The following is a 25,514-nucleotide window of genomic DNA, read 5'->3' on the forward strand; positions in this document are numbered from 1 at the left end:
TGGTCCTGTCCGCGGCACCGCCTGAGGCGAACTTCTCTCTCATTGGCCGATATCAGACCGTCGTTCCAGCCCCTATTCGCTTTGGCTGTGAATATCGCACCGCCTCGGAGCGGTTAATCCTATCTTCACTATCATTCGGCAGGTTCAGGTTCTGCGGTGATGTTTTGAGTACCGCGGCGCCACAAGCGCCCAGGCAACACGCCCGCGTCTCTCCGGAGGCGCGGGTTTTTTTCTGAGAACCGGCTGCCTGATCTTCGGGCCCGCAGCTCAGTCGAGGAAATCGGCGCGGTGTGGCGTGAAGCTGTCGACCAGCCGTCCCGCCTGCAGCGCCTTGACGCCATGGACAAGGTTGGAAGGAACGATGAAGCTGCTGCCGGTTTCCAGGACCTCGGTCCTGCCGTCGATGGTGACTTCGAAGCGACCTTCGGCGACGTAGCTCGCCTGGACATGCGGGTGCGAGTGCAATGCACCGACACCACCCTTGTCGAAACCGAATTCGACCATCATCAGTTCATCCGTGTGCAGGAGCACGCGCCTGCGGTTGCCATCCGGCGTCGGCGTCCACGCAGCCTCGCCGGCATGCGAGAAGATTTTGGTTCCGGTCATCGCCAAACTCTCACCTTTTGTTGTTCATCGTGCCAGCCAGCCGCCGTCCACCGGCACCACCGCGCCGTGCATGTAGTTGGACGCTGGCGCCAGCAGGAAGACGGCTGCGTCGCCGATGTCTTCCGGCGCGCCCCAGCGGCCGGCCGGAATGCGCGCCAGGATCGAAGCGCTGCGGTCGGGATCGGTGCGCAGCGCCTCGGTGTTGTTGGTCTCGATATAGCCGGGCGCAATGCCGTTGACGTTGATCCCCTTTGCCGCCCATTCGCACGCCAGCAGCCGTGTGATGCCGAGCACGCCATGTTTGGAGGCGGTGTAGGAGGCGACGCGGATGCCGCCCTGGAAACTCAGCACCGAAGCTATGTTGACGATCTTGCCGCGCCGTCCAGATTCGGCAAGCACGCGCCTGGCAAAACTCTGGCTGAGGAAGAACACCGTCTTCAGATTGACGCCGATGACGTCATCCCAGTCGGCTTCGGTGAGGTCGACCGCATCGGCACGCCGGATGATGCCCGCATTGTTGACCAGGCCGTCGAGCGGCCCGGTGTCGTCCCAGACGCGGTCAAGCATCGCCTGGGCGGCGGCATCGTCGCCAAGGTCGCAGCGGACCGCCTCGAAGCGCCCGCCGGCCGCTTCAATCCTCTCCGCCGTCTCGTCCATCGCCGACCGGCCGACGCCGACCACCGCGCCACCGGCGCGCGCGATCGACACGGCGATGCCCTGGCCGATGCCGGTATTGGCGCCGGTAACGAGGATGCGCTTGCCGGCAAGGCTGAACGCAGAGAGGTCGCTCACTTGAGCTCCTCCATCGCCACCAGGTCGACATCGGTATAGTCGACATTGTCGCCGGCCATCGCCCAGATGAAGGCGTAGTTCGAGGTGCCGGCGCCCGAATGGATCGACCATCCCGGCGACAGCACCGCCTCCTCGTTGCGCATGACGAGATGGCGCGTTTCGTCCGGTTCGCCCATGAAGTGAAACACCCGCGCCGCCTCCGGCAGGTCGAAATAGAGATAGGCCTCCATGCGCCGGTCATGCACATGGCATGGCATGGTGTTCCAGACGGAACCGGGGGCAAGCTGCGTCATGCCGACGACAAGCTGACAGGTCTTTACGCCATCGGCATGGATGAACTGGAAGATCGAGCGCTCGTTGGAAGTCGCCTGGCTGCCGAGATCGAGCCGCTTGGCATCGCCGATGCGGATCAGCCGGTTGGGGTGGCCCTGATGCGCCGGCGCGCTGAGCAGGTAGAACTTAGCCGGCTCAGCCGGATTGGTCGCAGCGAACGACACCTCATCGGTGCCCATGCCGAGATAGAGCATGTCGCGCGCCTGCAGCTCGTAGGATTGGCCGCCGGCTTTCACGACGCCTGCACCGGCGATGTTGACGATGATCATCTCACGGCGGTCGAGAAAATTCTTGGTCCCGGTCGGCTTGATCGCCTGCAGCGGCAGCGGTGCGCCGGCGGGCATGGCGCCGCCGATGATCATGCGGTCGTAATGGGTGTAGGTCAGGCTGATGCTGCCGGGCCGGAACAGGCGTTCGATGAGAAAATTGTGACGGAGCTCGTCCGTGCCCATCGCCGCGGCAGAAACAGGGTCGATGGCGAAGCGGGAGGTGAAATCCGTATGATTGTCAGTGTGATTCATTGCTGTCCCATGGGGCTGCCTCAATTGCTTATTCAGTTGCCGCGGCCTTGACCGAGTCGGCATAAAAAATCTGGCGCGCGTGCAGGCGCTCGCGATAGCGCTGCTGGCTGGCACCGAGATGCCCGCGCATCGCCTCCCGCGCCGCTTCGGCATCGCCTGCCGAGATGGCGTTGAGGATCATCAGGTGTTCGCGCTGCAGGCCGCGCTGGTAGGCGTCGGACTGCGCGAACTCGGTCGACCAGGGCGAGGTCACATCGCAAGGAATAGCGCGCCGGCCGAGCACGTCGAGCATCTCGACATAGAACGGATTGTTGGTGGCGCTGGCGATTGCGCGGTGGAAGGCAAGGTCGGCCGGTCCAGTCGGCTCGCTGTTGAGGAGCAGCCGTTCGAACTCGAAGAAGGCTTCCTGGATTGCCGCTTCCTGCGCGGCGTTGCGCCGGATGGCGGCGAGCCCGGCGGATTCGATCTCGATCGCCAACCTGACTTCGAGCACGTTGAGGGCAATCGAATCCTTGCTGCCCATCTCCGCTGCCAGAGCACCGAACGCTGTCGAGATATGTTCGGTGACGAAAACGCCGGCGCCTTGGCGCGGCTCGACCAGGCCGTCCGCGGCAAGCTTGGCCAGCGCCTCGCGTATTACGGTGCGGCTGACCCCGAAGGTTTCCGTCAGCTGGCCCTCGGTCGGCAGCTTTTGCCCAGGCTGGATCTCGCCCGCCTGCAGCTGCTTGCGGATCGCCGCGACGACGGTTTCCGAAAGCTTCGGTCTTCGTTCGACGCGGAGCCCGACGGCCGTGTCCGATGCCATGTCGCACCCCCTATTTGAAGACGCTCGGCAGCCATAGCGAAATGGCCGGAATGTACGTGACGAGCGCCAGCACCACGAGGCCTGCGCCATAGAATGGCCAGATCGAGCGCATCGATTCCCAGACGGATATCTTGCCCACTGCGCATGCCACGAACTGCACTGCGCCCACCGGCGGCGTGTTCAGCCCAATGCCGAAATTGAGGATCATGATGACGCCGAAATGCACCGGATCGACGCCGTAGGCCTGCGCCACGGGCAGGAAGATAGGCGTGCAAATGATGATCGTCGGCCCCATGTCCATGAACGTGCCGAGGAACAGCATCAAGAGGTTGAGCAGGAGAAGCACAACCAGCGGATCGTCCGAGATCGCGTTCATGGAGGCTATCAACGCTGCCGGCACTTTCAGGAAGGCCATCAGCCACGAGAACGCCGCCGCCATGCCGATGATGAGCAGCACCATGGCCGTGGTGCGCACGGCGCCATGGGTGGCATGAACGAACCCTTCCCAGGTCATCTGCCGGTAAACGAAGACGGTCACGAGCAGCGCATAGATGACGGCGATACAGGAACTCTCGGTGGCGGTGAAGACGCCCGATCGCACGCCGCCGAAGATGATCGCGATCAGCAGCAGGCCGGGCACGGCGACGGCGAAAAGATGCGCGACCGCGGTGAAGCCCGGAAACGCCTCGGTCGGATAGCCGCGGGAGCGCGCCACGATATAGGCGGTGACCATCAGCGACAGGGCCAGTAGCAGGCCCGGGATGATACCGGCCGTGAACAGATCGGCGATGGAGATCTTTCCGCCTGCCGAGATCGAGTAGATGATCATGTTGTGCGACGGCGGCAGCAGCAGCGCGATCAGTGCCGCCATCGACGTGACGTTGACGGCGTAGTCCGCTCCATATCCACGCGCCTTCATCTGCGGGATCATCAGGCCGCCTACCGCCGCTGCCTCCGCAACCGCGGAGCCGGAAATGCCGCCGAACAGTGTAGCGGTTGCAATGTTGACCTGGCCGAGGCCGCCGCGCAAATGGCCGACGAGCGAGCCGGCGAAGGCAACGATCTTGCTGGCGATGCCGCCGCGCACCATCAAGTCGCCGGCGTAGATGAAAAACGGAATGGCCAGCAGCGAAAAGACGCTCATGCCGGAATTCAGGCGCTGGAACACGATCAGCGGCGGCAGGCCCATATAGAGGACGGTGGCGAGGCTTGCGACGCCCAGGCAGAAAGCGATCGGCGTGCCGATAAGCATCAGCAGGGTGAAGACGCCGAAGAGAATCCACAGTTCCATGGCGTCAGACCTTCACGTTGGCGGTGTCGAGTTCGGCCGCGACTTCGGCCGGCGGCAGTTCATCGAGGGCATCGTCGATCGGCGCGCCGGAGAGGCGAAGCACGATGCGCTCCAGCGTGAAGAGCACGATGAGCGCGCCTCCCGCGACAAGCGGGACATAGTCCCAGCCCCCCGATATGCCGAGTGACGGCAAGACGGAGCCCCAGGTCAATGCGACCAGCTGGCTGCCATACCAGATCATGCCGATGCCGAAGGCGAGCGCGACAAGATCCGAAATCATCCGCAGCCAGCGCTTGCCGCCTTTCGGCAGCACGTAGAGCAGTACGTCGAAGCCAAGATGGTAGTTCTCGCGCACACCGACGGCAGCGCCGAGGAAAATGAACCAGCTCATCAGCATCACCGAGCCGGGCTCGGTCCAGCTCGGCGAGCGGTTCAGAACATAGCGGCCGAACACCTGCCAGGCGACGAACGCGGTCATCAGCACCAGCCCGATGCCGGCGATCGACAGCGCCGCCGTGCTGACGCGCGACATCACTTGCGCGACGCCGGACAGGAGCGGTGTTGGTTTTGGGCTGGAAGTCACCGGTTGTCTCCCCAGGAGGATGGCGGCACGGAATGTCCGCGCCGCCGGTTGATCACTGCACGGCCTTGATGGCTTCGACCATCGCCTTCAGCTTGTCGTCCTTGACGTGCTTCTCGTAGACCGGCCCCATCGCGTCGATGAAGGGCTGCTTGTCCGGCGTCGTGATCTGCGAACCGGCCGCCTCGACCTTGGCGCGCGATTCCTTGACCTTGGCGGTCCACAGCTCGCGCTGCTTGGCGACGCTTTCCTTGGCGGCCGCCTTGAAGATCGCCTGGTCTTCCGGCGTCAGCTTGTCCCAGCTCGACTTCGCCATGACGAAGGCTTCCGGCACCATCGTGTGCTCGTCGAGCGAATAGTACTTGGCGACTTCCGCATGCTTGGCGGTGTCGTAGCTCGGAAAATTGTTCTCCGCGCCGTCGATCACTCCGGTCTCGATCGCCGAATACACCTCGCCATACGGCATCGGCGTCGCGTTGGCGCCGAGTGCCGCCACCATGTCGACGAAGATGTCGGACTGGATGACGCGGAACTTCATCCCGGCCATGTCGGCTACAGTGTTGATCGGCTTCTTCGAATTGTAGAAGGAGCGCGAGCCGCCGTCGTAAAAGGCGAGCAGCACCAGCCCGACCTGGTCGAACGCCGCCGCGATCTGGTCGCCGATCGCCCCGTCCATGACCTTGTGCATATGCTCTTCCGAACGGAAGATGTAGGGCAGCGAGGGCACGGTGGTCTCCGGGATGAGCCCGTTGAACGGCGCCATCGAGACGCGGTTGAGATCGATCACGCCGGTACGCACCTGCTCGATCGTGTCCTTTTCCTCGCCGAGTTGCGCGGAAGGATAGATCTCGACCACATAGCGGCCGGCCGTGCGCTCCTTCACCAGCTCGCCGAAATATTTGACCGCCTCGACCGTCGGATAGCCGTCCGGGTGGGTGTCGGACGAGCGCAGGACCGTCTGGGCGCTTGCCGATCCGGCCAGCAGTGCGGCGGCAAGTAGCGTAGCTCCCGCCAGTCTTGAAAAATGCAGCATTGGTTTCCTCCCGTTTGAACGATGGCGGCAAGCGCCGTTAGAGCCGGTACGCCTTTTTCGCGAGCGTATAGGCAAGTTCCTGCGCCAGCTCGTGCGCCTCGTCCTCGCCGAGCCGATGCTCGGCGACGAGACGCGCCAGATATGCGCAATCGACCCGGCGCGCCACATCATGGCGGGCCGGTATGGATGGAAAGGCGCGGGTGTCGTCGTTGAAACCGACGGTGTTGTAGAAACCGGCCGTTTCGGTGGTCATCTCACGGAACCGGCGCATGCCTTCGGGGCTGTCGTGGAACCACCAGGCCGGGCCGAGCTTCAATGCCGGGTAGACGCCGGCGAGCGGCGCCAGCTCGCGCGCATAGCTGGTCTCGTCGAGCGTGAAGAGGATGATGGTGAGGTCGCGCTCCAGCCCGACGCAGTCGAGCAGCGGCTTCAGCGCCGTCACATAATCGGTTCGGATCGGAATGTCGAAGCCTTTGTCCCTGCCGAACCTGTGAAAGATAGAAGGCGAATGATTGCGCCAGGAGCCGGGATGGATCTGCAGGACCAGCCCGTCGTCGCGGCTCATCTTGGCCATCTCGGTCAGCATCTGGGCGCGAAACAGTTTTCGCTCGCGCTCGTCGTCCGAGCCCCGGCGGATGCGGTTGAACAGCTCCTGCGCGGCGGCATCCGAGAGATTGGCGGTTTCGGCCGTAGGATGGCCGTGATCGGAGGAAGTCGCGCCGAAACTCTTGAAGAAGGCGCGCCGCTGGCGGTGCGCCTCGAGATAGCCGGTCCAATTGCCGGTATCGCACCCGGTGATCTCGCCAAGCCGGTCGAGATTGGCCGAGAACCCTTCGAAGTCGGGATCGACGATCGCATCCGGCCGATAGGCGGTGATGACGCGGCCCTCCCAGCCGCTGTCGCGGATCATCTGGTGCCATCTGAGATCGTCGAGCGCGCCTTCGGTCGTCGCGATGACTTCAATGTTGAAGCGCTCGAACAGCGCTCGCGGGCGAAAATTCTCCCACTGCAGCAAGGTCGAGATCATATCGTAATGGCGGTCGGCGGTTGCGGCCGTCAGCGGCTCGTCGATGCCGAACAGATGGGCAAGCACATGGTCGAACCACAGCCGGGTCGGCGTGCCGCGGAACAGGTAATAATGCTCGGCGAAGCACCGCCAGATCGTTCTGCCGTCGGTTTCCACCGGCGAGCCGTCAAGCGTCGGCACACCAAGCTCCTCAAGCCGAACGCCCTGGCTGAACAGCATGCGGAAAATGTAGTGGTCCGGCACGATCAGCAACTGCGCCGGATCGGGAAACGCCTCGTTGAGCGCATACCAGCGCGGATCGGTGTGGCCGTGCGGGCTGACGATCGGCAGGTCCTTGACCGCGGCGTAGAGATCACGGGCCAGCGAACGCGGGCGCGCCTCGGCGGCAAACAGCAAATCCGGATCCGTCAATGCGGCCACGCAAATCCTCCCAATCCGGACATCGGTAGGGTTGGAAAGAAATAATGTCAACATACAAAAACTGGGTTGTTGTATGATGACTTTTCGTCGGCCATTGCCCATTGTGCGTGACGGCATCGGGTGTTACGCCGCCTGACAGCAGTGACCCAACAATCTCGATCAGACACGTGGCGCAATGACCAATAGACGCCTTTCCAACAGCACGCTGAAGGCACTGCCGGCTTCGGTCGCGATTCCGCGCTACGACCGCGGCGGCGTCGCACCTGGCATCGTCCATCTCGGCGTCGGTGCCTTCCATCGCGCCCACCAGGCGGCCTATGTCGACGACTGCCTGGCGGCGGGCGAGGCGGACTGGGGCATTGTCGGCGTGTCCTTGCGCAGTCCTGACACGCGCGACGCACTGGCGCCGCAGGATGGCCTCTACACGCTGGCGATCAGGAGCAGCATCGGCGAAGAGCTGCGCGTCGTCGGCTCGATCCTGTCGCTGCTGGTGGCGCCGGAAGATCCGGCTGCGGTGCTCGCCGCCCTGACCGATCAGCGCACCCGCATCGTCACGCTCACGATCACCGAAAAGGCTTATCTGAGAGCAGCCGGCGGCGGTTTGGACAGCACCCATCCGGACATCGTCCATGATTTGGCTAGCCCGCAAATGCCACGGACGGCGCATGGTTTTCTCACCGAAGCGCTGTCGCGCCGCCGTGCCGCCGGCATCCAGCCTTTCACCGTGCTCTGCTGCGACAACCTTCCGGCCAATGGCGCCACGCTGCACCGCCTGCTGGTCGAATTCGCCGCGCTGCGCGATTCCAGGCTCGCCACTTCAGGCGATGCCAGGCTCGCCACTTCAGGCGATGCCAGGCTCGCCACTTCAGGCGATGCCAGGCTCGCCACTTCAGGCGATGCCAGGCTCGCCGCACACATCGCCGACGGCGTCGCGTTTCCGTCGAGCATGGTCGACCGTATCGTGCCGGCGACTACCGACGCCGACCGGGCGCGTATCGCCGTCGAGCTCGGCGTCGAGGATGCCTGGCCGGTGATGACCGAGCCGTTCTGCCAATGGGTGGTCGAAGACGATTTCCCGGCTGGCAGGCCGGCCTGGGAAAAGTTCGGCGTCACCATGGTCGGCGACGTCGGGCCCTTCGAGGACATGAAGCTGCGGCTGCTCAACGGCTCGCATTCGGCAATCGCCTATCTCGGCCTGCTCAGCGGCTACGACACGGTCGACCGCGCCTTTGCCGATCCGGCGATCCGGCAATTCGTCGACGGACTATGGGCCGAGGCGATCCCGACGCTGCCGCAGGACGCCGGGCTCGATACGGCCGGCTACACGGCCCAGCTCGCCGAACGCTATTCGAACACGGCGCTCGCCCATCGCACGGCGCAGATCGCCAATGACGGCAGCCAGAAGCTGCCGCAGCGCATCGTCGCCTCGGCCCTCGATCGACTGGGCGCCGGTGACCCGCCCGCGCATCTCATGCTGGTGGTGGCGGCCTGGATCGCCGCTTGCGAGGCGCGCGGCAAAACCTTGCCGGAAGCCCATTTTACCGACCCGATCGACGCTCGGCTTACGGCGCTCGGCAGCCGGCCGGCTGATGAGACGGTGACAGCGATATTCGATCTCGCCGGCTTCGCCAAGGACCATTCCCACCGCATGACACTGATCGATCTGACGGCAGCCCATCTCGAGCGCCTGCGGCGGGGCGGCACTGCCGCAGCTTTGGCGGCGCTTGGCATAGGGAGTGAGAAGCCATGAGACAGACCTGGCGCTGGTTCGGGCCGGACGATCCGGTGACGCTTGCCCATGTCCGTCAGGCCGGCGCCGTCGGCATCGTCAGCGCGCTGCACCACCTCAACGACGGCCGCGCCTGGCCGGCAGACGAGATCGCCAGGCGCAAGGCCGAGATCGAGGCAGCAGGGCTGACCTGGGACGTGGTCGAGAGCATCGTCGTGCATGAGGACATCAAGACCCGCAGCGGCGACTGGCGCAGCCTGATCGACAATTACAAGGCCTCGATCCGCGCCGTCGCCGCCGCCGGTATCAACACCGTCTGCTATAATTTCATGGCGATCACCGACTGGACGCGGACGGACCTCGATTACCCGATGCCGCATGGCGGCACGGCGCTGCGCTTCGATGTCGTCGAGCTCTGCGCCTATGACGTCTTCATCCTTGAGCGAGAAGGGGCGGAGGCCGATCACCCACCGGCCCGCGTCGAGGCCGCGCGTGTGCGACTGCAAGGGATGAGCGACAGCGACAAGGCAAGGCTGGAGCGCAACCTGATCGGCTGGGTCCCGGCGCGCGAATTCATCTTCGATCGGGCAAGCTTCCGCCGCGCCCTCGACCTCTACAAGGACGTCTCCACCGAAGGCCTGCGCGAAAACCTGTTTGCCTTCCTGCGCGAGATCGTGCCGGTGGCCGAAGAGGCCGGCCTCAGGATGGCGATCCACCCCGACGATCCGCCTTTTTCGCTGTTCGGCCTGCCGCGAATCGTTTCCAAGGCAGCCGATGCCCGCGCGCTGCTCGACGCCGTCGCTTCGCCGGCAAACGGGCTGACACTGTGCACCGGCTCCTATGGCGCGGGCGCGCAGAACGATCTGCCGGCAATGGCAAAGGCCTTCGCCGAAAACATCCATTTCGCCCATCTGCGCAACGTCACCAAGGAGCCAGACGGCTCTTTCCACGAAGCCGAGCACCTCGACGGCGACACCGACATGGTGGCGGTCGTGTCGGCGCTGATTGGCGAAGAGCGGCGGCGCAAGGCAGCCGGCAGGGCGGACTGGCAGGTGCCGATGCGTCCCGACCATGGCCACGCCATCATCGACGACATCGGCAAGAAGGTGAACCCCGGCTATTCCTGCATCGGCCGCCTGAAGGGCCTCGCCGAACTGCGCGGCGTCATGCGCGCAGTAGAGGCACTGACAGTTTGAGCTACTTGCTCGCCTGGCCGTTCAGCGTCTGTCGAGACGAATAATCGGTACCTTTGGAATTCCAGAACAGCCGCAGGGCCTTGCCGACCAGATTTTCATAGGGAACAAACGCGACACTGAACCGGCTGTCGGAGGCATTGTCGCGGTTGTCGCCAAGCACGAAGTAGTGGCCTGCGGGCACCTCAAACACGCGCGTATTGTCGCCGATCGAGTTGTCGGTGAGGTTGAGAACGGAATGGGTGACACCCCCCGGCAAGGTTTCGCTTTGGAGCTTGGCTCTCGAGAACTCGTCGGACGAAAAAGTACCAATATCGTCGAGTCCCACCGCGACATCGTTGATGTGAAGCACCCCGTCGATGATCTGGATCTTCTCGCCGGGAAGGCCGACAATCCGCTGGATGTAGTCCACGCTCGGATCGGGCGGGAACTTGAAGACAACCACATCTCCCCTTTTGGGTTCCGCGCCGAATATACGTCCATCAACGGGAAGCAAGTTGAACGGCACGCTGTAGCGGCTGTAGCCGTATGCCATTTTGGAGACGAAGAGATAGTCGCCTTCCTGCAACGTCGGCACCATGCTGCTGGAGGGAATCGAAAAAGGCTGGAGCAGGAACGCGCGTATTGCGAATGCAGCCGGATACGAGGTCAGAAAGACGAGCACCAGCACCGAAAGCCCACGCGCGTACCATCTGTCCGGCTTGAACCGGTGCGCGAAGGGAACAACGATCGCTGCCCACAGGGCCATCAAACCGATCCCTGAAAAATTGGCCCACCAAGCAAGATCGACGCCAGGCAATACCGGAAAGCCAATGTAAATAAGCGCGAAAACGACGACGCTGATCACCACCAGGCTGGCGACCGCCAGTTTGCCGCTGCCGATCCAGAGGAACCCGCCAAACGGGCCGCCAAAGGCCGAAACCAGGGCCGTCGACCATCTGGATCGCGAGATAGTTTCTTGTTGCACTGCTTGTTCTGTCATCGGCCACCCCCCACGCCAAGGCAGCCAGACTGTCCACCAAACAAAAAAGCGGGGCAAGCCCGCTTTTTCAGTTAGTCATTTGACCGGAACTCACGCCGGCAACAGCGCACCTTCAAGCGTCGTAAGCTGGTTGAGGAACTGCTCGGCCTTGCTGCGGGTCTGGTCGTCCTTGGCGTCGGCGGCGTCTTCCCTGGCCTCCTGGATGCGGCGGGCAAGGTCGGCGCGGTCGATGTCGCCGACGGCTACCGCCGATTCCGCCAGAAGCGTGCAGCCGGCCGGAACGATGTCGGCAAAGCCGCCGAACACCACATAGCGCTCTTCCTTGCCTTGCGCGGTCTTCAGCGTAACGACGCCCGGCTTGATTGTGGTCATGACCGGCGCGTGATGCGCCATGACAGTCATCTCGCCTTCGGCGCCCGGAATGACGACGGATTCGACCTGCTCGGAAACCAAGAGGCGCTCCGGCGAGACCAGTTCGAATTTGAAAGCTTCAGGCATGATCAGTTTAGCGACTGGTGAATGGTGAATGGTGAACGGTCAGAAAGAATGACCTTCACTCAGCCCCGATTTCCTATCCGCTACTCCCCATTCACAATTCACTATTGACCATTCACCATCAGGCCGCTTCGGCGGCCAGGCGCTGTGCCTTCTCGACCGCTTCCTCGATGCCGCCGACCATGTAGAAGGCGGCCTCCGGCAGATGGTCGTAATCGCCGTTGCAAAGGCCCTTGAAGCCCTTGATGGTGTCGGCGAGGTCGACCAGCTTGCCCGGTGCGCCGGTGAACACTTCGGCGACGAAGAAGGGTTGCGACAGGAAGCGCTCGATCTTGCGGGCGCGGGCCACGGTCTGCTTATCCTCTTCCGACAGCTCGTCCATGCCCAGGATGGCGATGATGTCCTGCAGCGACTTGTAACGCTGAAGGATCGACTGCACCTGGCGGGCGACCTGGTAATGCTCTTCGCCGACAACCATCGGGTCGAGCATGCGCGAGGTCGAATCGAGCGGATCGACGGCCGGATAGATGCCCTTTTCCGAAATCGCGCGGTTGAGCACGGTCGTCGCGTCGAGGTGGGCGAACGAGGTCGCCGGTGCCGGGTCGGTCAGGTCGTCGGCCGGCACATAGATCGCCTGCACCGAGGTGATCGAACCCTTGGTCGTCGTGGTGATACGCTCCTGCAGCGCGCCCATGTCGGTAGCCAGCGTCGGCTGGTAGCCCACGGCCGAAGGAATGCGGCCGAGCAGCGCCGACACTTCCGAGCCCGCCTGCGTGAAGCGGAAGATGTTGTCTACGAAGAACAGCACGTCCTGGCCCTGGTCGCGGAAATATTCGGCAACCGTCAAGCCGGTCAGGCCGACGCGGGCGCGGGCGCCCGGCGGCTCGTTCATCTGGCCATAGACGAGCGCGGCCTTGGAGCCTTCGCCGCCGCCCTTCTTGTTGACGCCGGACTCGATGAACTCGTGATAGAGGTCGTTGCCTTCGCGGGTGCGCTCGCCGACGCCGGCGAACACCGAGAAGCCGCCATGCGCCTTGGCGACGTTGTTGATCAGTTCCTGGATCAGCACCGTTTTGCCGACGCCGGCGCCGCCGAACAGGCCGATCTTGCCGCCGCGGGCATAGGGGGCCAGCAGGTCGAGCACCTTGATGCCGGTGACCAGGATCTGCGCTTCCGTCGACTGCTCGACATAGGTCGGCGCCGGCTGGTGGATCGAGCGCATCTCGATGCCGTCGACCGGGCCTGCCTCGTCGACCGGCTCGCCGATGACGTTGATGATGCGGCCGAGCATGCCCGGGCCGACCGGCACGGTAATCGGTGCACCGGTGTCATAGACGTCCTGGCCGCGGACCAGACCTTCGGTCGAGTCCATGGCGATGCAGCGCACGGTGTTTTCGCCGAGATGCTGGGCCACCTCTAGCACCAGGCGATTGCCGACGTTGATCGTCTCAAGCGCGTTCAGGATCGCCGGCAGATGTTCGCCAAACTGGACGTCGACAACGGCGCCGATGACCTGGCGAACCTTGCCTGCCAGGCCGGTTTTCTTGATGGTGGCGGCCGGCGTATTCACAGCGGCGGCCTTGGTTGCTGCCGCCTTCTTGGCCGGAGCGGCCTTTGCTGCTGCCGGAGCCTTCGCTGGTGCCGCGGCCTTAGGGGCTGCCGTCTTCGGGGTCGCTGCTTTCGCCATCGTCTTTACCCTTTTCGTCTCTTTGTTTCTCACACGCTTGAGGTCGATGACCTCCTTGTGGGCGTGCCTAGAGCGCCTCGGCGCCCGAAATGATTTCGATCAATTCCTTGGTGATCTGCGCCTGCCGCTGGCGGTTGTAGGTGATCGACAATTTGTTGATCATGTCGCCGGCGTTGCGCGTCGCATTGTCCATGGCGCTCATCTTGGCGCCCATCTCGCCGGCAGCATTCTCGAGCAGCGCGCGAAAAACCTGCACGGAAATGTTGCGTGGGATGAGATCGGAGAGGATCTCGCCCGGCTCCGGCTCGTATTCGTAGACGGCGCTGCCGCCGTCCTTCACTTCCGCGCCAGCCGCAGGCGCGCCAGCCGGGACAATTTGCTGCGCCGTCGGGATCTGGCTGATCACCGACTTGAACTGCGAATAGAACAGCGTGCAGATGTCGAAGCCGCCTTCGTTGAACAGGTGGATCACCTTCTTGGCGATGGCATCGGCATTGACGAAGCCCAGCGTCTTGACCTCGCGCAGGTCGACACGCTCGATGATCAGCGCCCCGTAGTCGCGGCGCAATATGTCGAACCCCTTCTTGCCGACGCAGATGATCTTGACCTGCTTGCCGTCGGCCAGAAGCTTGCGGATGTGGTCGCGGGCAAAGCGGGCGATCTGCGAATTGAAACCGCCGCACAGACCGCGTTCGGCCGTGCAGACGACAAGCAGATGCACGTCGTCCTTGCCGGTGCCGGTCATCAGCGCCGGGGCATCGCCGCCGCCGCCGATCGCCTGGGTGATATTGGCCAGCACCGCGCCCATGCGCTCCGAATAGGGACGCGCCGCTTCCGCCGCTTCCTGCGCGCGACGCAGCTTCGCCGCGGCGACCATCTGCATCGCCTTGGTGATCTTCTGCGTCGCCTTGACCGAGGCGATACGGTTACGAAGGTCTTTTAACGAAGGCATGCTTCAAACCTGATCCCGTCCGTCCTGCTCAAGCAAAGGTCTTGGCGAAGGCGTCGATTTCTGCCTTCAGCCTGGCGCGCAGATCGTCGGACAGCGCCTTCTCCTTGCGGATGCCGTCGAGCACGTCCTTGCCGGCCGAGCGCATATGCGACAGCAGACCATGCTCGAACTTGCCGACCTGGTTGACCGCCAGCTTGTCGAGATAGCCGTTGACGCCGGCGAAGATCACCGCGACCTGCTCCTCGACTTTGAGCGGCGAGAATTGCGGCTGCTTCAACAGCTCGGTCAGACGCGAGCCGCGGTTGAGCAGGCGTTGCGTGGCGGCGTCGAGATCGGAGCCGAACTGCGCGAAAGCAGCCATTTCGCGGTACTGCGCGAGCTCGCCCTTGATCGACCCGGCAACCTGCTTCATCGCCTTGATCTGCGCCGAGGAGCCGACGCGCGACACCGAAAGGCCGACATTGACCGCCGGGCGCACGCCCTGGAAGAACAGATTGGTTTCCAGGAAGATCTGGCCGTCGGTGATCGAGATGACGTTGGTCGGGATATAGGCCGACACGTCGTTGGCCTGCGTTTCGATGATCGGCAGCGCCGTCAGCGACCCACCGCCGTTTTCGTCATTGAGCTTGGCGGCGCGCTCGAGCAGGCGCGAGTGCAGGTAGAAAACGTCGCCGGGATAGGCTTCGCGGCCCGGCGGACGGCGCAGCAGCAGCGACATCTGGCGATAGGCGACGGCCTGCTTCGACAGGTCGTCGTAGCTGATCAGCGCGTGCATGCCGTTGTCACGGAAATATTCGCCCATGGTGCAGGCGGTGAACGGCGCCAGGAACTGCATTGGCGCCGGATCGGAGGCGGTCGCGGCGACGATGATCGAATAGTCGAGCGCGCCGCGCTCTTCCAGGACCTTGACGAACTGCGCCACCGTCGAGCGCTTCTGGCCGACGGCGACATAGACGCAGTACAGCTTTTCCTTCTCAGGGCCGTTGTCGTGCACCGATTTCTGGTTGAGCATGGTGTCGAGGATGATCGCGGTCTTGCCGGTCTGGCGGTCGCCGATGACCAGTTCGCGCTGGCCGCGGCCGACCGGGATCAGCGCGTCGATGGCCTTGAGGCCGGTCGACATCGGCTCGTTCACCGATTTGCGCGGGATGATGCCGGGCGCTTTGACGTCGACGCGCTTGCGTTCGGTGGCCTGGATCGGGCCTTTGCCATCAATCGGGTTGCCGAGCGCGTCGACGACGCGGCCGAGCAGGCCCATGCCGACGGGCGCATCGACGATGGCGCCGGTGCGCTTGACGGTGTCGCCTTCCTTGATGTCGCGGTCGGCGCCGAAGATGACAACGCCGACATTGTCGGCTTCGAGGTTGAGCGCCATGCCGCGGATGCCGCCGGGGAACTCGACCATCTCGCCGGCCTGGACATTGTCGAGGCCGTAGACGCGGGCGATACCGTCACCGACGGACAGCACCTGGCCGACTTCGGAGACCTCGGCCTCCTTGCCGAAATTCTTGATCTGGTCTTTCAGAATTGCGGAAATTTCCGCGGCGCGGATGTCCATCAGCCGACCTCTTTCAGTGCAAGCTTGAGCGAATTGAGTTTGGTTTTGAGCGACGTATCGATCTGGCGCGAGCCGATCTTGACCACCAGTCCGCCGAGCAGCGACGGATCGACGGTGACCGTGATCGCCACATCCTTGCCGGCGACACTTTTCAGCGCTGCCTTCAGCTCGGTTTCCTGGGCAGGCGTCAGCGCATGCGCCGAGGTAACCTCGGCGGCGGTCTCGCCGCGGTGTTCGGCGGCGATCTGGCGGAACGCCTTGATCATGCCGGGCACGGCAAATAGCCGGCGATTCTGGGCAACGACGCGCAGGAAATTGCCGGTGAGGCCGGTGATCCCCGCTTTGTCGGCGATCGCGGCGATCGCCTTGGCCTGGTCCTCGCTGGAGAAGACAGGGCTCCTGATCAGCCGCGAAAGGTCAGCGCTGCCTTCGAGCATCGTTTCGAACCTATTGAGGTCGGCCTCGACGCTGGCGACCGAATTGGCCTGCAGCGCGAGTTCGAACAGCGAACCCGCATAGCGTTCTGCGACACCTGAGATTGGCGATGACGATTGGGCCACGGACCGTCTTTTCTCTTGTCTGACAGGCCGCAGATTGTTGGCGCGAGCAAAAACTCTGGCTAAATCTTTGACCTTACTGCATTTTTCCAAGCACGGAGGCGCGGCTTCCGCTATCCCCGGTCGAAAGTCGATTGCCGTCTAGCACAGGCATTTTCAGACCGCAATGCGTCGTCCGGCATGGTTTTCAGGCACTATTGTCGCATCCGCCGGCCGAGTTCAGCAACCAACCCCGGATTGATCCCTGATTCAGGGCAAAAAGCCGAAGGCGAAGGCCAGAGGCAGCGCCGCCAGCACCAGCTCGACGACGATGGATGCCCAGTTGAACGGCGTGTTGGCGCCGTCCGACATCATCGACAGCAGCCGGCCGAAGGCGGTGAACAGCCAGGAGAAGCCGAGCGCCATATAGAGCAGCGGCTGCGCCAGGAGGATGCAGCACAGGCTGAGGCCGAGATAGAAGCCCGACATCCGGCCGCGCCCCTCGGCGATCGCCGCTGCCTTCTCCGGTCTGACCTGCAGCCGCAGGATCCGGAAGGCCAATCCTGGCGCCAGGAACAGCAGCAGGCCGAACAGCAAGGTCACCACGGCGCTCGACCATGCCAGCCACTCGCCCTGGCTCATCGGCCACGGAAACGCAAATTCCATGTTGTCCCCTCGTAAATGGATATTCAAAATTTCGGGCATTCTAACGAAGCAAGAGACATACGCCAGATGGGCATCGGCAATTTACGGAAGCCTGTCCTCTGAGCCCCTTCACAAAAAGCTCTGCGGGTCGATGTCGACCTGGACTCGCACCGAGCCCCTTATCTTCGGTCCCTCGGCCAGCATGGTGCGAATGAACCCTTGCATGTCGGCGCGCCGTTCGCCCTGGATCAGCAGGCGAAAGCGATGGCGGCCGCCGATCAACGACAGCGGCGCCTCGGCCGGGCCGAGCACGAACAGGTCGCTGGCCTGCGGCGCGGCGCGACGCAGGCCACGGGCGTGCCCTTCGGCTTCGGCCCGTGTCGCCGCGCTGACGATGACGCCGGCGAGCCTGCCGAAGGGCGGCAGCCCCGCCCGCTCACGCTCGGCGATCTCGCGCTCGTAGAAGGCCTCGGCATCGCCTGAGACGATCGCGCGCATCACCGGGTGGTCGGGTTGGAAGGTCTGCAGCAGGCCGAGGCTTTTCTTGCCGGTGCGGCCGGCGCGGCCGGTCACCTGGCTGAGCAGTTGGAAGGTGCGCTCGGCGGCGCGCGGGTCGCCATTGGCAAGGCCGAGATCGGCATCGACCACACCGACCAGCGTCATGTTGGGGAAATTATGGCCCTTGGCGACGAGTTGTGTGCCGATGACGATGTCGGCCTCGCCATTGGCGATGGCTTCAAGCTCGAGCCGCAGCCGCCGCACGCCGCCCATCAGGTCGGACGACAAGACGATGGTGCGGGCATCGGGGAAATGCGCGACGACCTCCTCGGCGATGCGCTCGACGCCTGGCCCGCAGGCGACCAGATGATCGAGCGTGCCGCATTCCGGACAGGCTTCGGGCCGGCGTTCATTGTGCCCGCAGTGGTGGCAGACGAGCTGGCCGCGAAAGCGGTGCTCGACCAGCCAGGCCGAGCAGACCGGACAGCCGAAGCGGTGGCCGCAGACCCGGCAGAGCGTCAGCGGCGCATAGCCGCGCCGGTTGAGGAACAGCAGCGACTGTTCCTTTCTTTCCAGCGTCTGCCGTATATGGCCGAGCAGTACAGGCGACAGGAAGCCGCCGCGTGCCGGCGGCGCGCGGCGCATGTCGATCGTCTTGAGATCGGGAAGTGCCGCCTCGGCAAAGCGCGCCGAAAGCACCGCCCTGCTGTAGCGGCCCTGGCTGGCATTGACCCGGCTTTCGACCGACGGTGTCGCCGAGGCGAGCACGACCGGAAAGCCGCCGATATGGCTGCGCACCACGGCCATGTCGCGCGCGTTGTAAAAGACGCGATCCTCCTGCTTGTAGGCGGGATCGTGCTCTTCGTCGACGACGATCAGTCCAAGCTCCCTGAATGGCAGGAACAGCGCCGAGCGCGCGCCTGCGACGACCCGCACGCCGCCTTCCGCTACCTGCCGCCAGACCTTTTCGCGCATCCTTGGCGGCAGGTCCGAGTGCCACTCCGCCGGCTTGGCGCCGAACCGCTCCTGGAAGCGTTCGAGGAAGGCGTGGGTCAGCGCGATTTCCGGCAGCAGGATCAGCACCTGCTTGCCGCGATCGAGCGCGGCCGCGACCGCCTCGAAATAGACCTCCGTCTTGCCGGATCCGGTTACACCGTCGAGCAGGGTGACGCCGAATGTACCGGTCGCGACATTGGCGCGCAGCGTCTCGGCGGCATCGCTCTGGTCGGGCATCAGTGAAGGCACGGCGTAGCCGGGATCGGGTGCTGCGACCACCGGCCGCGGCGGGATCATCACCGTCTGGAATACGCCCTGCACCCGCAGCCCGTCCACCACCGTCGACGACACGCCTGCCGCATGCGCCAGGCCGGATCGCGTCCAGGCAAGTCCGCCTTCGGCCGTCTCCAGCACGCGCGTCCTCGCCTCCGTCATCCGGTCGGGCTTGGCGAACGTGCGCTGCAGCCCTTCGATCCACGGCTCCGGGTCGAACGCCTCCGGCGCCCTGAGCAGCATGCGCGCCACCATGCCGGGCGGCGACAGCGTGTACTGCGCCACCCAATCGACAAAACGCCGCATCGCGCGGTCGATCGGCGGGCAGTCGAAAACCTGCTCGATCGGCCGCAATTTCTTCGCGTCGACCTTTTCGACGGCGCCGTCCCAGACGATGCCGGCGACCTGGCGGGGCCCAAGCGGAACGCGCACGATCGAGCCCGGCACCACGCGCATGCCAGCCGGCACGGCATAGGTGTAGGGGCGCTCGGCGGGCATCGGCACCAGCACCGGTGCGGCCGCGACAAAGGGCGAATCTTCGATCATGAGGCGTGACCTTGCCCCGACTTTGGTCTAGATCAAAGTCCGACCCCAAATGTGCATGACGTGCACATGAAAAATCTTCAGGAGACCGCCATGAAATTTTTTGTCGACACCGCCGATGTCAAGGAAATCCGCGAGCTGAACGATTTGGGGCTGCTCGACGGCGTAACCACCAATCCGTCGCTGATCCTGAAATCCGGCGGCAAGATCGCCGACGTCACAAGAGAGATCTGCGAGATCGTCAAGGGCCCAGTCTCGGCCGAAGTCGTCGCCACCGAATACAAGGACATGATGGCGGAGGCCAAGATCCTGGCCAGGATCGCCGACAATGTCTGCATCAAGGTGCCGCTGACGCTCGACGGCCTGAGAGCCTGCAAGGACATCCGGTCGGACGGCCGCATGGTCAACGTCACGCTGTGCTTCTCGGCCACCCAGGCGCTGCTCGCCGCCAAGGCCGGCGCCTCCTTCATCTCGCCCTTCGTCGGCCGCATCGACGATAGCGGCTGGGACGGCATGGAGCTGATTGCCGATATCCGCACCATCTACGACAATTATGACTTCCAGACTGAAATCCTGACCGCTTCGGTGCGTACCGTGAACCATGTCAAGCAGGCGGCGCTGATCGGTGCCGATGTCATCACCGCGCCGCCGGCGACGCTCAAGGCGCTGGTCAAGCACCCGCTGACCGACAAGGGCCTGGAACTGTTCCTCGCCGACTGGGCAAAGACCGGGCAGAAGATCGGCTGAAGCGACTATCCTACGAACAAAAAAAGCCGAGCAATCGGCCTTTTTTGCAGATTGCGCACTCTGGAAAGACCTAGCTTGCCGCCGGCTTGCCGTGCTTGATCAGATCCTGGGCAATCGACAGCCGCAGCACATCTGCCAGCTCGCGCGCCGCACGGTTCTCGGCGTCGATCTGGGCCCGGTATGACGCGAATTCCTGGCGCGGCCTGTCGTATGACGACGGAATCGAGCGCTTGCCCCTCGCTATGACCGTGCCCGTCTTGGCATCGCTGAGCACATAGTTGGCAGTCAGCGTCACAGTGCCGGCGGTCGGCTCGTCTTCGTCGGTCGTGACCTGCTCGATTGCCGCCGATTCGACGAGTTCGGAGACGCCGAGATCAAGCGAATAGACCGGCGAAGCCGGCTCGCCGGCGCCCTGGCCGAGCGCGAAGATCAAATTGTTGCGGACCTGCTGGGCGTAGCGGGTCTTGACCGGCTTGACCGAGATCGATGCCAGCTCGGCAGCGGCGCCGACCTGCGAGCCGGCGATCAGCGGCGCGCTCGAATAGAGCGGCCGCACCGTGCAGGCGGAAACCAGCGCCACCGAGGCGAGCAGCCCGTAAAGCACGATACGGCGCAGCGTCAGCTCTGTCTTTCGCGGATCAGGCAACGACATTGACGATCCTCTGCGGCACTATGATCACCTTGCGCGGCGCCTTACCTTCGAGCGCTTTCTGCACGAAGTCGAGGGCCAGAACCGCTTTTTCGACCGCACCTTGGTCCGCGTCGCGGGCAATTGTCAAATCGCCGCGCTTCTTGCCGTTGACCTGGACGGGCAGCACGATCTCGGCGTCGACGACAAGCGAGGGATCGTAGTCCGGCCAGGGCCGTTCGGCGACAAGGTCGGTGCCGCCGAGCGTCTGCCAGCACTCCTCGGCCAGATGCGGCATGACCGGCGCGATCAGGTGCACCAGGATCTCGACGGCCTCACGGCAGGCCGCTTGCAGCGCCGGACCGGCCTTGCCCTCTGCCGCCTCGTTGAGCGGTACGGTCAAGGCATTGGCGAGCTCGTAGATGCGGGCGATGGCGCGGTTGAACGCGAGCTTTTCGATATCCTCGCCGACCGACTTCAAGATCTTGTGCGCGGCCTTGGACACTGTCCCGGCCTCGCCGTCCTTCGCCGCCTCTGGCCGGACTCCGGCGAGCGATTCGGCAGCCGTCGACACCAGGCGCCAGATGCGCTGGATGAAGCGATGCGCGCCGGCCGCACCCTCGTCGGTCCATTCGACATCGCGCTCGGGCGGCGAGTCCGACAGCATGAACCAGCGCGCCGTATCGGCGCCGTAGCCGTCGGTGATCTCTTCCGGACTCACCGTATTCTTCTTCGACTTCGACATTTTTTCGAGCGGACCGATCACCGCCTCTTCGCCAGTGGCGAGTTCGAAGGCGCGGCGCTTGCCGTCGGCGTCTTCCAGCCTGACCTCGCTTGGCGCAAGCCAGCGGCCGTTCGAGGCGCCGCCAACCCGATAGGTCTCGTGCACCACCATGCCTTGCGTGAACAGGCCCCTGAACGGCTCGGCGAGATCGACATGGCCGGTCTCGCGCATGGCGCGGGTGAAAAAGCGCGAATAGAGCAAATGCAGGATCGCATGCTCAATACCGCCAATATACTGGTCGACCGGCAGCCATTCAGTCGCGGCCTTGGGATCGGTCGGATCGTTTGCCCACGGCGCGGTGAAGCGAGCGAAATACCAAGAAGAATCGACAAATGTGTCCATCGTGTCGGTTTCGCGCCGCGCATCCTTGCCGCAACGCGGGCATTTGACGTGCCGCCATGTCGGATGGCGATCGAGCGGATTGCCCGGCCGGTCGAACTCGATGTCGTCCGGCAGCTTGACCGGCAGGTCGGCCTTCGGCACCGGCACCACGCCGCAATCCTCGCAATGGATCATCGGGATCGGGCAGCCCCAATAGCGCTGGCGCGAAATGCCCCAGTCGCGCAGGCGGAAATTCACCTTGCGCTCGGCCATCGGCCGGTTGCCGATGGTCCTTTGTTCCAGCAGCTTCGCCACCTCGTCGAATGCCTGATCCGGCTTCATGCCGTCGAGGAAGCGCGAATTGATCATCGCGCCATCATCGACATAAGCCTCGTCGATGACCTGGAAGCTTCCTTGATTCTCGCCTTCCGGCATCACCACCGGAATGACCGGAAGGCCGTATCTGTTGGCGAAGTCGAGGTCGCGCTGGTCATGTGCCGGGCAGCCGAAGATGGCGCCGGTGCCATAGTCCATCAGCACGAAATTGGCGACGTAGACGGGCAGCGTCCACCTCTCGTCGAACGGATGGACAACGCGAATGCCGGTATCGAAACCCTTCTTCTCGGCCGTCTCCAATGCCGCCGCCGAAGTGCCCATATGGCGGACTTCGTCGATGAACTTTGCCAGCGCCGGATTGTCCTCGGCGGCCTTTTTGGCCAGCGGATGGTCGGCCGCAATCGCCATGAAGGACGCGCCGAAGATGGTGTCGGGCCTGGTCGTATAGACTTCGAGCTCATGCTCGCCGGCGACTGGCTTGGCCAGCGGCCAGCGGATCAGCAGCCCTTCCGAACGGCCGATCCAGTTCGCCTGCATCAGCTTCACTTTTTCCGGCCAGTCGTCGAGTTGGTCGAGCGAATCCAGCAGATCCTGCGCGTAATCGGTGATCTTGAAGAACCACTGCGTCAGCTCGCGCTGTTCCACCAGCGCGCCTGAGCGCCAGCCGCGTCCGTCGATGACCTGCTCGTTGGCAAGCACCGTCATGTCCTCCGGATCCCAGTTGACCTTGGAGGATTTGCGCGTCACCAGCCCCTTCTCGACGAAATCGAGGAACAGCATCTGCTGGCGGTGATAGTAGTCGACGTCGCAGGTGGCGAACTCGCGGGCCCAATCGAGCGACAGGCCCATGACCTTGAGCTGCTCGCGCATGGCGGCGATGTTCTGATAGGTCCAGTCCTTGGGATGGACCTTGTTCTGCATCGCCGCGTTTTCGGCTGGCATGCCAAAGGCGTCCCAGCCCATCGGGTGCAGCACGTTGAAACCCTTGGCCCGCTTGTAGCGCGCCACCACGTCGCCCATCGTATAGTTGCGGGTATGGCCGATATGGATGCGCCCCGACGGATACGGGAACATCTCCAGCACGTAGTATTTCGGGCGCGGGTCGTCATTGTCGGCTTCGAACAGCTTCTTGGCGTCCCAGGCGTTCTGCCATTTGGGCTCTGACGCGCGCGGATTGTATCGTTCGGTTGCCATCGGGTGTTTTTCACTTAAAAGCATGCGCGAGCCGCCGGACAATGCCCGGGCGGCTCAGGAAATGTCGTCGCGGTGTTCACCATGGATTGCCGGACCCGTCAACTGCGGCGATCCGGCGAAAAGCCAAACACAGGCAGGATATAGGCATGGCGAGCGCCGTCGAACAGCTTTTCACGGTCAAGGCAAGGATCGCTGCCGCCGAGCGCGAGGCAGGCCGTGAGGCCGGAGCGGTGACGCTGGTCGCAGTCTCGAAAACCTTCGACGCCGCCGATATCCGCCCGATTATCGAGGCCGGCCAGCGCGTCTTCGGCGAAAACCGCGTCCAGGAAGCACAAGCGAAATGGCCGGTGCTGAAGGAGGCATTTTCCGACATCGAGCTGCATCTGATCGGTCCGCTGCAATCGAACAAGGCCAAGGAAGCGGTGGCATTGTTCGATGTCATCGAAACCGTCGACCGTGAAAAGATCGCCGCAGAGCTGGCCAAGGAGATCGCCAGGCAAGGCCGGTCACCAAGGCTCTATGTCCAGGTCAACACCGGCTCCGAGCCGCAAAAGGCCGGCATCGAGCCGCGCGAGGCTGTCGCCTTCGTGGCCCGCTGCCGCTCGGTTCACGCCCTCGCCATCGAAGGGCTGATGTGCATTCCGCCGGCCGACGAGAACCCCGGTCCGCATTTCGCGCTGCTGGAAAAGCTTGGGCTTGAGGCCGGCGTCGACAAGCTCTCCATGGGCATGTCCGGCGACTACGAAACCGCGATCGCCTTCGGCGCGACCAGTGTCAGGGTTGGATCGGCAATTTTCGGCGCCAGATGAGGCGCAGCCGGCCTTAGGCCACAGGCTGACATTGACTGCGCCAGCGTATAGAAACGGAACGTTTCGTTCCTATATGGGTCGAGTTATTCTCAACCCGTCTGGAGCCACCCATGCGTTACAATCAACTTGGAAATACGGGGATGTTCGTCTCCGAACTTTGCCTCGGCACGATGACGTTCGGCGCGGCCGGCGAGAATGCCCAATGGGGCCTGATCGCCAGCCTCGACCAGAAGGGCGTCGACGAGATCGTTGCCCGCTCGCTCGCCGCCGGCGTCAATTTCTTCGACACGGCGGATGTCTATTCCTTCGGCGCCTCGGAACGGCTTCTCGGCCAGTCGCTCAGGAATCTTGGCGTCAACCGACAGGACGTGATCATCGCCACCAAGGTCCATGGCGCCATGGGCGGGGGCCCGAACCAGCGTGGTTCCTCGCGCGGCCACATCATGGATTCGGTCGAAGGCAGCCTTGAGCGGCTGCAGCTCGATCACATCGATCTCTACCAACTGCATGGCACCGACACGGTGACGCCGATCGACGAAACGCTGCGGGCGCTCGACGACCTGGTTGCCGCCGGCAAGGTCCGCTATGTCGGCGTCTCGAACTGGCAGGCCTGGCGCATCGCCAAGGCGCTGGGTATTGCGGAGCGCAAAGGCTTTGCCCGCTTCGAGACCGTGCAGTCGTACTACTCGATCGCCGGCCGCGATCTCGAGCGCGAAATCGTGCCGCTGCTCAACGAGGAGAAGCTCGGGCTGATGGTCTGGTCGCCGATGGCTGGCGGCCTGCTCTCCGGCAAATACGGACCGGGCGCCCCCGGCAATGGCGAGGGCCGCCGCGCCAGCTTCAATTTCCCGCCGGTCAATGAGGACCGTGCCTGGGCAGCAGTCGCCGTCATGCGCGAGATCGCCGTCAAGCACGGCGTCAGCGTCGCCACGGTGGCGCTCGGCTATGTCCTGGCCAAGCCATTCGTGATGAGCGTCATCATCGGCGCCAGCCGCATGGAGCAGCTGGAACAGAACCTTGCAGCCACCGAGTTGAAACTCGATGCCGATGATCTTGTTCGCCTCGACGAAGTCAGTGCCCTGCCCGCCGAATACCCCGGCTGGATGCTGGAGCGTCAGGCGGCCGGCCGGCGTCCGGCGCCCTTTGTGCCGAACAAGTAGTTCAATTTACCTTCGATTCGATGCTTCGGGAGCCGGCAGG

Annotated in this window: 23 protein-coding genes; 5 read left to right on the forward strand and 18 right to left on the reverse strand. The window is 63.8% G+C overall.

The window, feature by feature from the left end; all coding sequences use genetic code 11:
- Positions 1–267: 267 nt before the first annotated feature.
- From NKI17_RS15205 to uxaC, 8 genes are all read right to left on the reverse strand, one after another.
- Positions 268–606 carry a cupin domain-containing protein gene (locus NKI17_RS15205; protein WP_352636897.1) on the reverse strand — a complete coding sequence of 113 codons (339 nt, stop codon included), beginning with the start codon at positions 604–606 and terminating at the stop codon, positions 268–270.
- A gap of 24 nt (positions 607–630) precedes the next feature.
- Positions 631–1,398, reverse strand: coding sequence for a 2-dehydro-3-deoxy-D-gluconate 5-dehydrogenase KduD (gene kduD / locus NKI17_RS15210; protein WP_352644661.1), 768 nt, complete (start codon positions 1,396–1,398; stop codon positions 631–633).
- Positions 1,395–2,252 (reverse strand): 5-dehydro-4-deoxy-D-glucuronate isomerase, encoded by an 858-nt coding sequence (gene kduI, locus NKI17_RS15215; RefSeq protein WP_352906253.1) that lies wholly within the window; start codon positions 2,250–2,252, stop codon positions 1,395–1,397. Before kduI ends, kduD begins: the two co-directional genes overlap by 4 nt.
- Positions 2,253–2,280: 28 nt before the next feature.
- On the reverse strand, positions 2,281–3,057 hold the full coding sequence (locus NKI17_RS15220) for a FadR/GntR family transcriptional regulator (protein ID WP_352906254.1): 777 nt from the start codon (positions 3,055–3,057) through the stop codon (positions 2,281–2,283).
- Positions 3,058–3,067: 10 nt separating this feature from the next.
- Entirely contained in the window at positions 3,068–4,348 is a 1,281-nt protein-coding gene (locus NKI17_RS15225) for a TRAP transporter large permease (protein WP_023678089.1), read from the reverse strand.
- A gap of 4 nt (positions 4,349–4,352) precedes the next feature.
- The gene (locus NKI17_RS15230; RefSeq protein WP_023719697.1) at positions 4,353–4,880 is read right to left on the reverse strand and encodes a TRAP transporter small permease; all 528 of its coding nucleotides are present in this window, start codon (positions 4,878–4,880) and stop codon (positions 4,353–4,355) included.
- A gap of 103 nt (positions 4,881–4,983) precedes the next feature.
- Complete coding sequence (locus NKI17_RS15235; RefSeq protein WP_023678091.1) at positions 4,984–5,961, reverse strand: TRAP transporter substrate-binding protein; 978 nt, start codon at positions 5,959–5,961, stop codon at positions 4,984–4,986.
- Between the two features lie 37 nt (positions 5,962–5,998).
- Complete coding sequence (gene uxaC, locus NKI17_RS15240) at positions 5,999–7,408, reverse strand: glucuronate isomerase (protein WP_352621449.1); 1,410 nt, start codon at positions 7,406–7,408, stop codon at positions 5,999–6,001.
- Between the two features lie 175 nt (positions 7,409–7,583).
- On the opposite strand from uxaC, the gene NKI17_RS15245 reads away from it, so the two are divergent.
- The gene (locus NKI17_RS15245) at positions 7,584–9,158 is read left to right on the forward strand and encodes a mannitol dehydrogenase family protein (protein WP_352906255.1); all 1,575 of its coding nucleotides are present in this window, start codon (positions 7,584–7,586) and stop codon (positions 9,156–9,158) included.
- Positions 9,155–10,333: a mannonate dehydratase gene (gene uxuA / locus NKI17_RS15250; RefSeq protein ID WP_352569527.1), complete on the forward strand. Its 1,179-nt coding sequence runs from the start codon at positions 9,155–9,157 to the stop codon at positions 10,331–10,333. The genes NKI17_RS15245 and uxuA overlap by 4 nt, the downstream gene beginning before the upstream one ends.
- Before the next feature lies 1 nt (position 10,334).
- Here uxuA and lepB read toward each other — a convergent pair whose 3' ends face one another.
- From lepB to NKI17_RS15290, 8 genes are all read right to left on the reverse strand, one after another.
- A complete protein-coding gene (gene lepB / locus NKI17_RS15255) occupies positions 10,335–11,312 on the reverse strand; it encodes a signal peptidase I (RefSeq protein WP_502894512.1) in 978 nt (325 codons plus the stop codon).
- Between the two features lie 90 nt (positions 11,313–11,402).
- Positions 11,403–11,810, reverse strand: a complete 408-nt coding sequence (locus NKI17_RS15260) for a F0F1 ATP synthase subunit epsilon (protein ID WP_023678096.1) — start codon at positions 11,808–11,810, stop codon at positions 11,403–11,405.
- 118 nt (positions 11,811–11,928) lie between these two features.
- Positions 11,929–13,494, reverse strand: a complete 1,566-nt coding sequence (gene atpD / locus NKI17_RS15265; protein ID WP_023678097.1) for a F0F1 ATP synthase subunit beta — start codon at positions 13,492–13,494, stop codon at positions 11,929–11,931.
- 67 nt (positions 13,495–13,561) lie between these two features.
- The gene (locus NKI17_RS15270) at positions 13,562–14,446 is read right to left on the reverse strand and encodes a F0F1 ATP synthase subunit gamma (RefSeq protein WP_023678098.1); all 885 of its coding nucleotides are present in this window, start codon (positions 14,444–14,446) and stop codon (positions 13,562–13,564) included.
- A 28-nt stretch (positions 14,447–14,474) separates the two neighbouring features.
- Complete coding sequence (gene atpA, locus NKI17_RS15275; protein WP_023678099.1) at positions 14,475–16,004, reverse strand: F0F1 ATP synthase subunit alpha; 1,530 nt, start codon at positions 16,002–16,004, stop codon at positions 14,475–14,477.
- Positions 16,004–16,564: a F0F1 ATP synthase subunit delta gene (locus NKI17_RS15280; protein ID WP_023678100.1), complete on the reverse strand. Its 561-nt coding sequence runs from the start codon at positions 16,562–16,564 to the stop codon at positions 16,004–16,006. Before NKI17_RS15280 ends, atpA begins: the two co-directional genes overlap by 1 nt.
- Before the next feature lie 246 nt (positions 16,565–16,810).
- Positions 16,811–17,206, reverse strand: coding sequence for an AGROH133_08824 family phage infection protein (locus NKI17_RS15285; protein WP_023678101.1), 396 nt, complete (start codon positions 17,204–17,206; stop codon positions 16,811–16,813).
- A 108-nt stretch (positions 17,207–17,314) separates the two neighbouring features.
- On the reverse strand, positions 17,315–19,498 hold the full coding sequence (locus NKI17_RS15290; protein ID WP_023678102.1) for a primosomal protein N': 2,184 nt from the start codon (positions 19,496–19,498) through the stop codon (positions 17,315–17,317).
- A 90-nt stretch (positions 19,499–19,588) separates the two neighbouring features.
- On the opposite strand from NKI17_RS15290, the gene fsa reads away from it, so the two are divergent.
- Entirely contained in the window at positions 19,589–20,242 is a 654-nt protein-coding gene (gene fsa / locus NKI17_RS15295; RefSeq protein ID WP_023678103.1) for a fructose-6-phosphate aldolase, read from the forward strand.
- A 70-nt stretch (positions 20,243–20,312) separates the two neighbouring features.
- On the opposite strand, the gene NKI17_RS15300 is transcribed toward fsa, so the two are convergent.
- Positions 20,313–20,894, reverse strand: coding sequence for an LPS assembly lipoprotein LptE (locus NKI17_RS15300; RefSeq protein WP_352826639.1), 582 nt, complete (start codon positions 20,892–20,894; stop codon positions 20,313–20,315).
- Positions 20,881–23,505, reverse strand: coding sequence for a leucine--tRNA ligase (leuS, locus tag NKI17_RS15305; protein WP_352906256.1), 2,625 nt, complete (start codon positions 23,503–23,505; stop codon positions 20,881–20,883). Before leuS ends, NKI17_RS15300 begins: the two co-directional genes overlap by 14 nt.
- A gap of 146 nt (positions 23,506–23,651) precedes the next feature.
- Between leuS and NKI17_RS15310 the strand changes: the two genes are divergently transcribed.
- A complete protein-coding gene (locus tag NKI17_RS15310; RefSeq protein ID WP_023678106.1) occupies positions 23,652–24,314 on the forward strand; it encodes a YggS family pyridoxal phosphate-dependent enzyme in 663 nt (220 codons plus the stop codon).
- Between the two features lie 110 nt (positions 24,315–24,424).
- Positions 24,425–25,474 (forward strand): aldo/keto reductase, encoded by a 1,050-nt coding sequence (locus NKI17_RS15315; protein WP_352906257.1) that lies wholly within the window; start codon positions 24,425–24,427, stop codon positions 25,472–25,474.
- The last annotated feature ends 40 nt before the right edge of the window (positions 25,475–25,514 follow it).

It is taken from the genome of Mesorhizobium sp. M0816, from assembly GCF_040320005.1.
Lineage (GTDB): Bacteria > Pseudomonadota > Alphaproteobacteria > Rhizobiales > Rhizobiaceae > Mesorhizobium.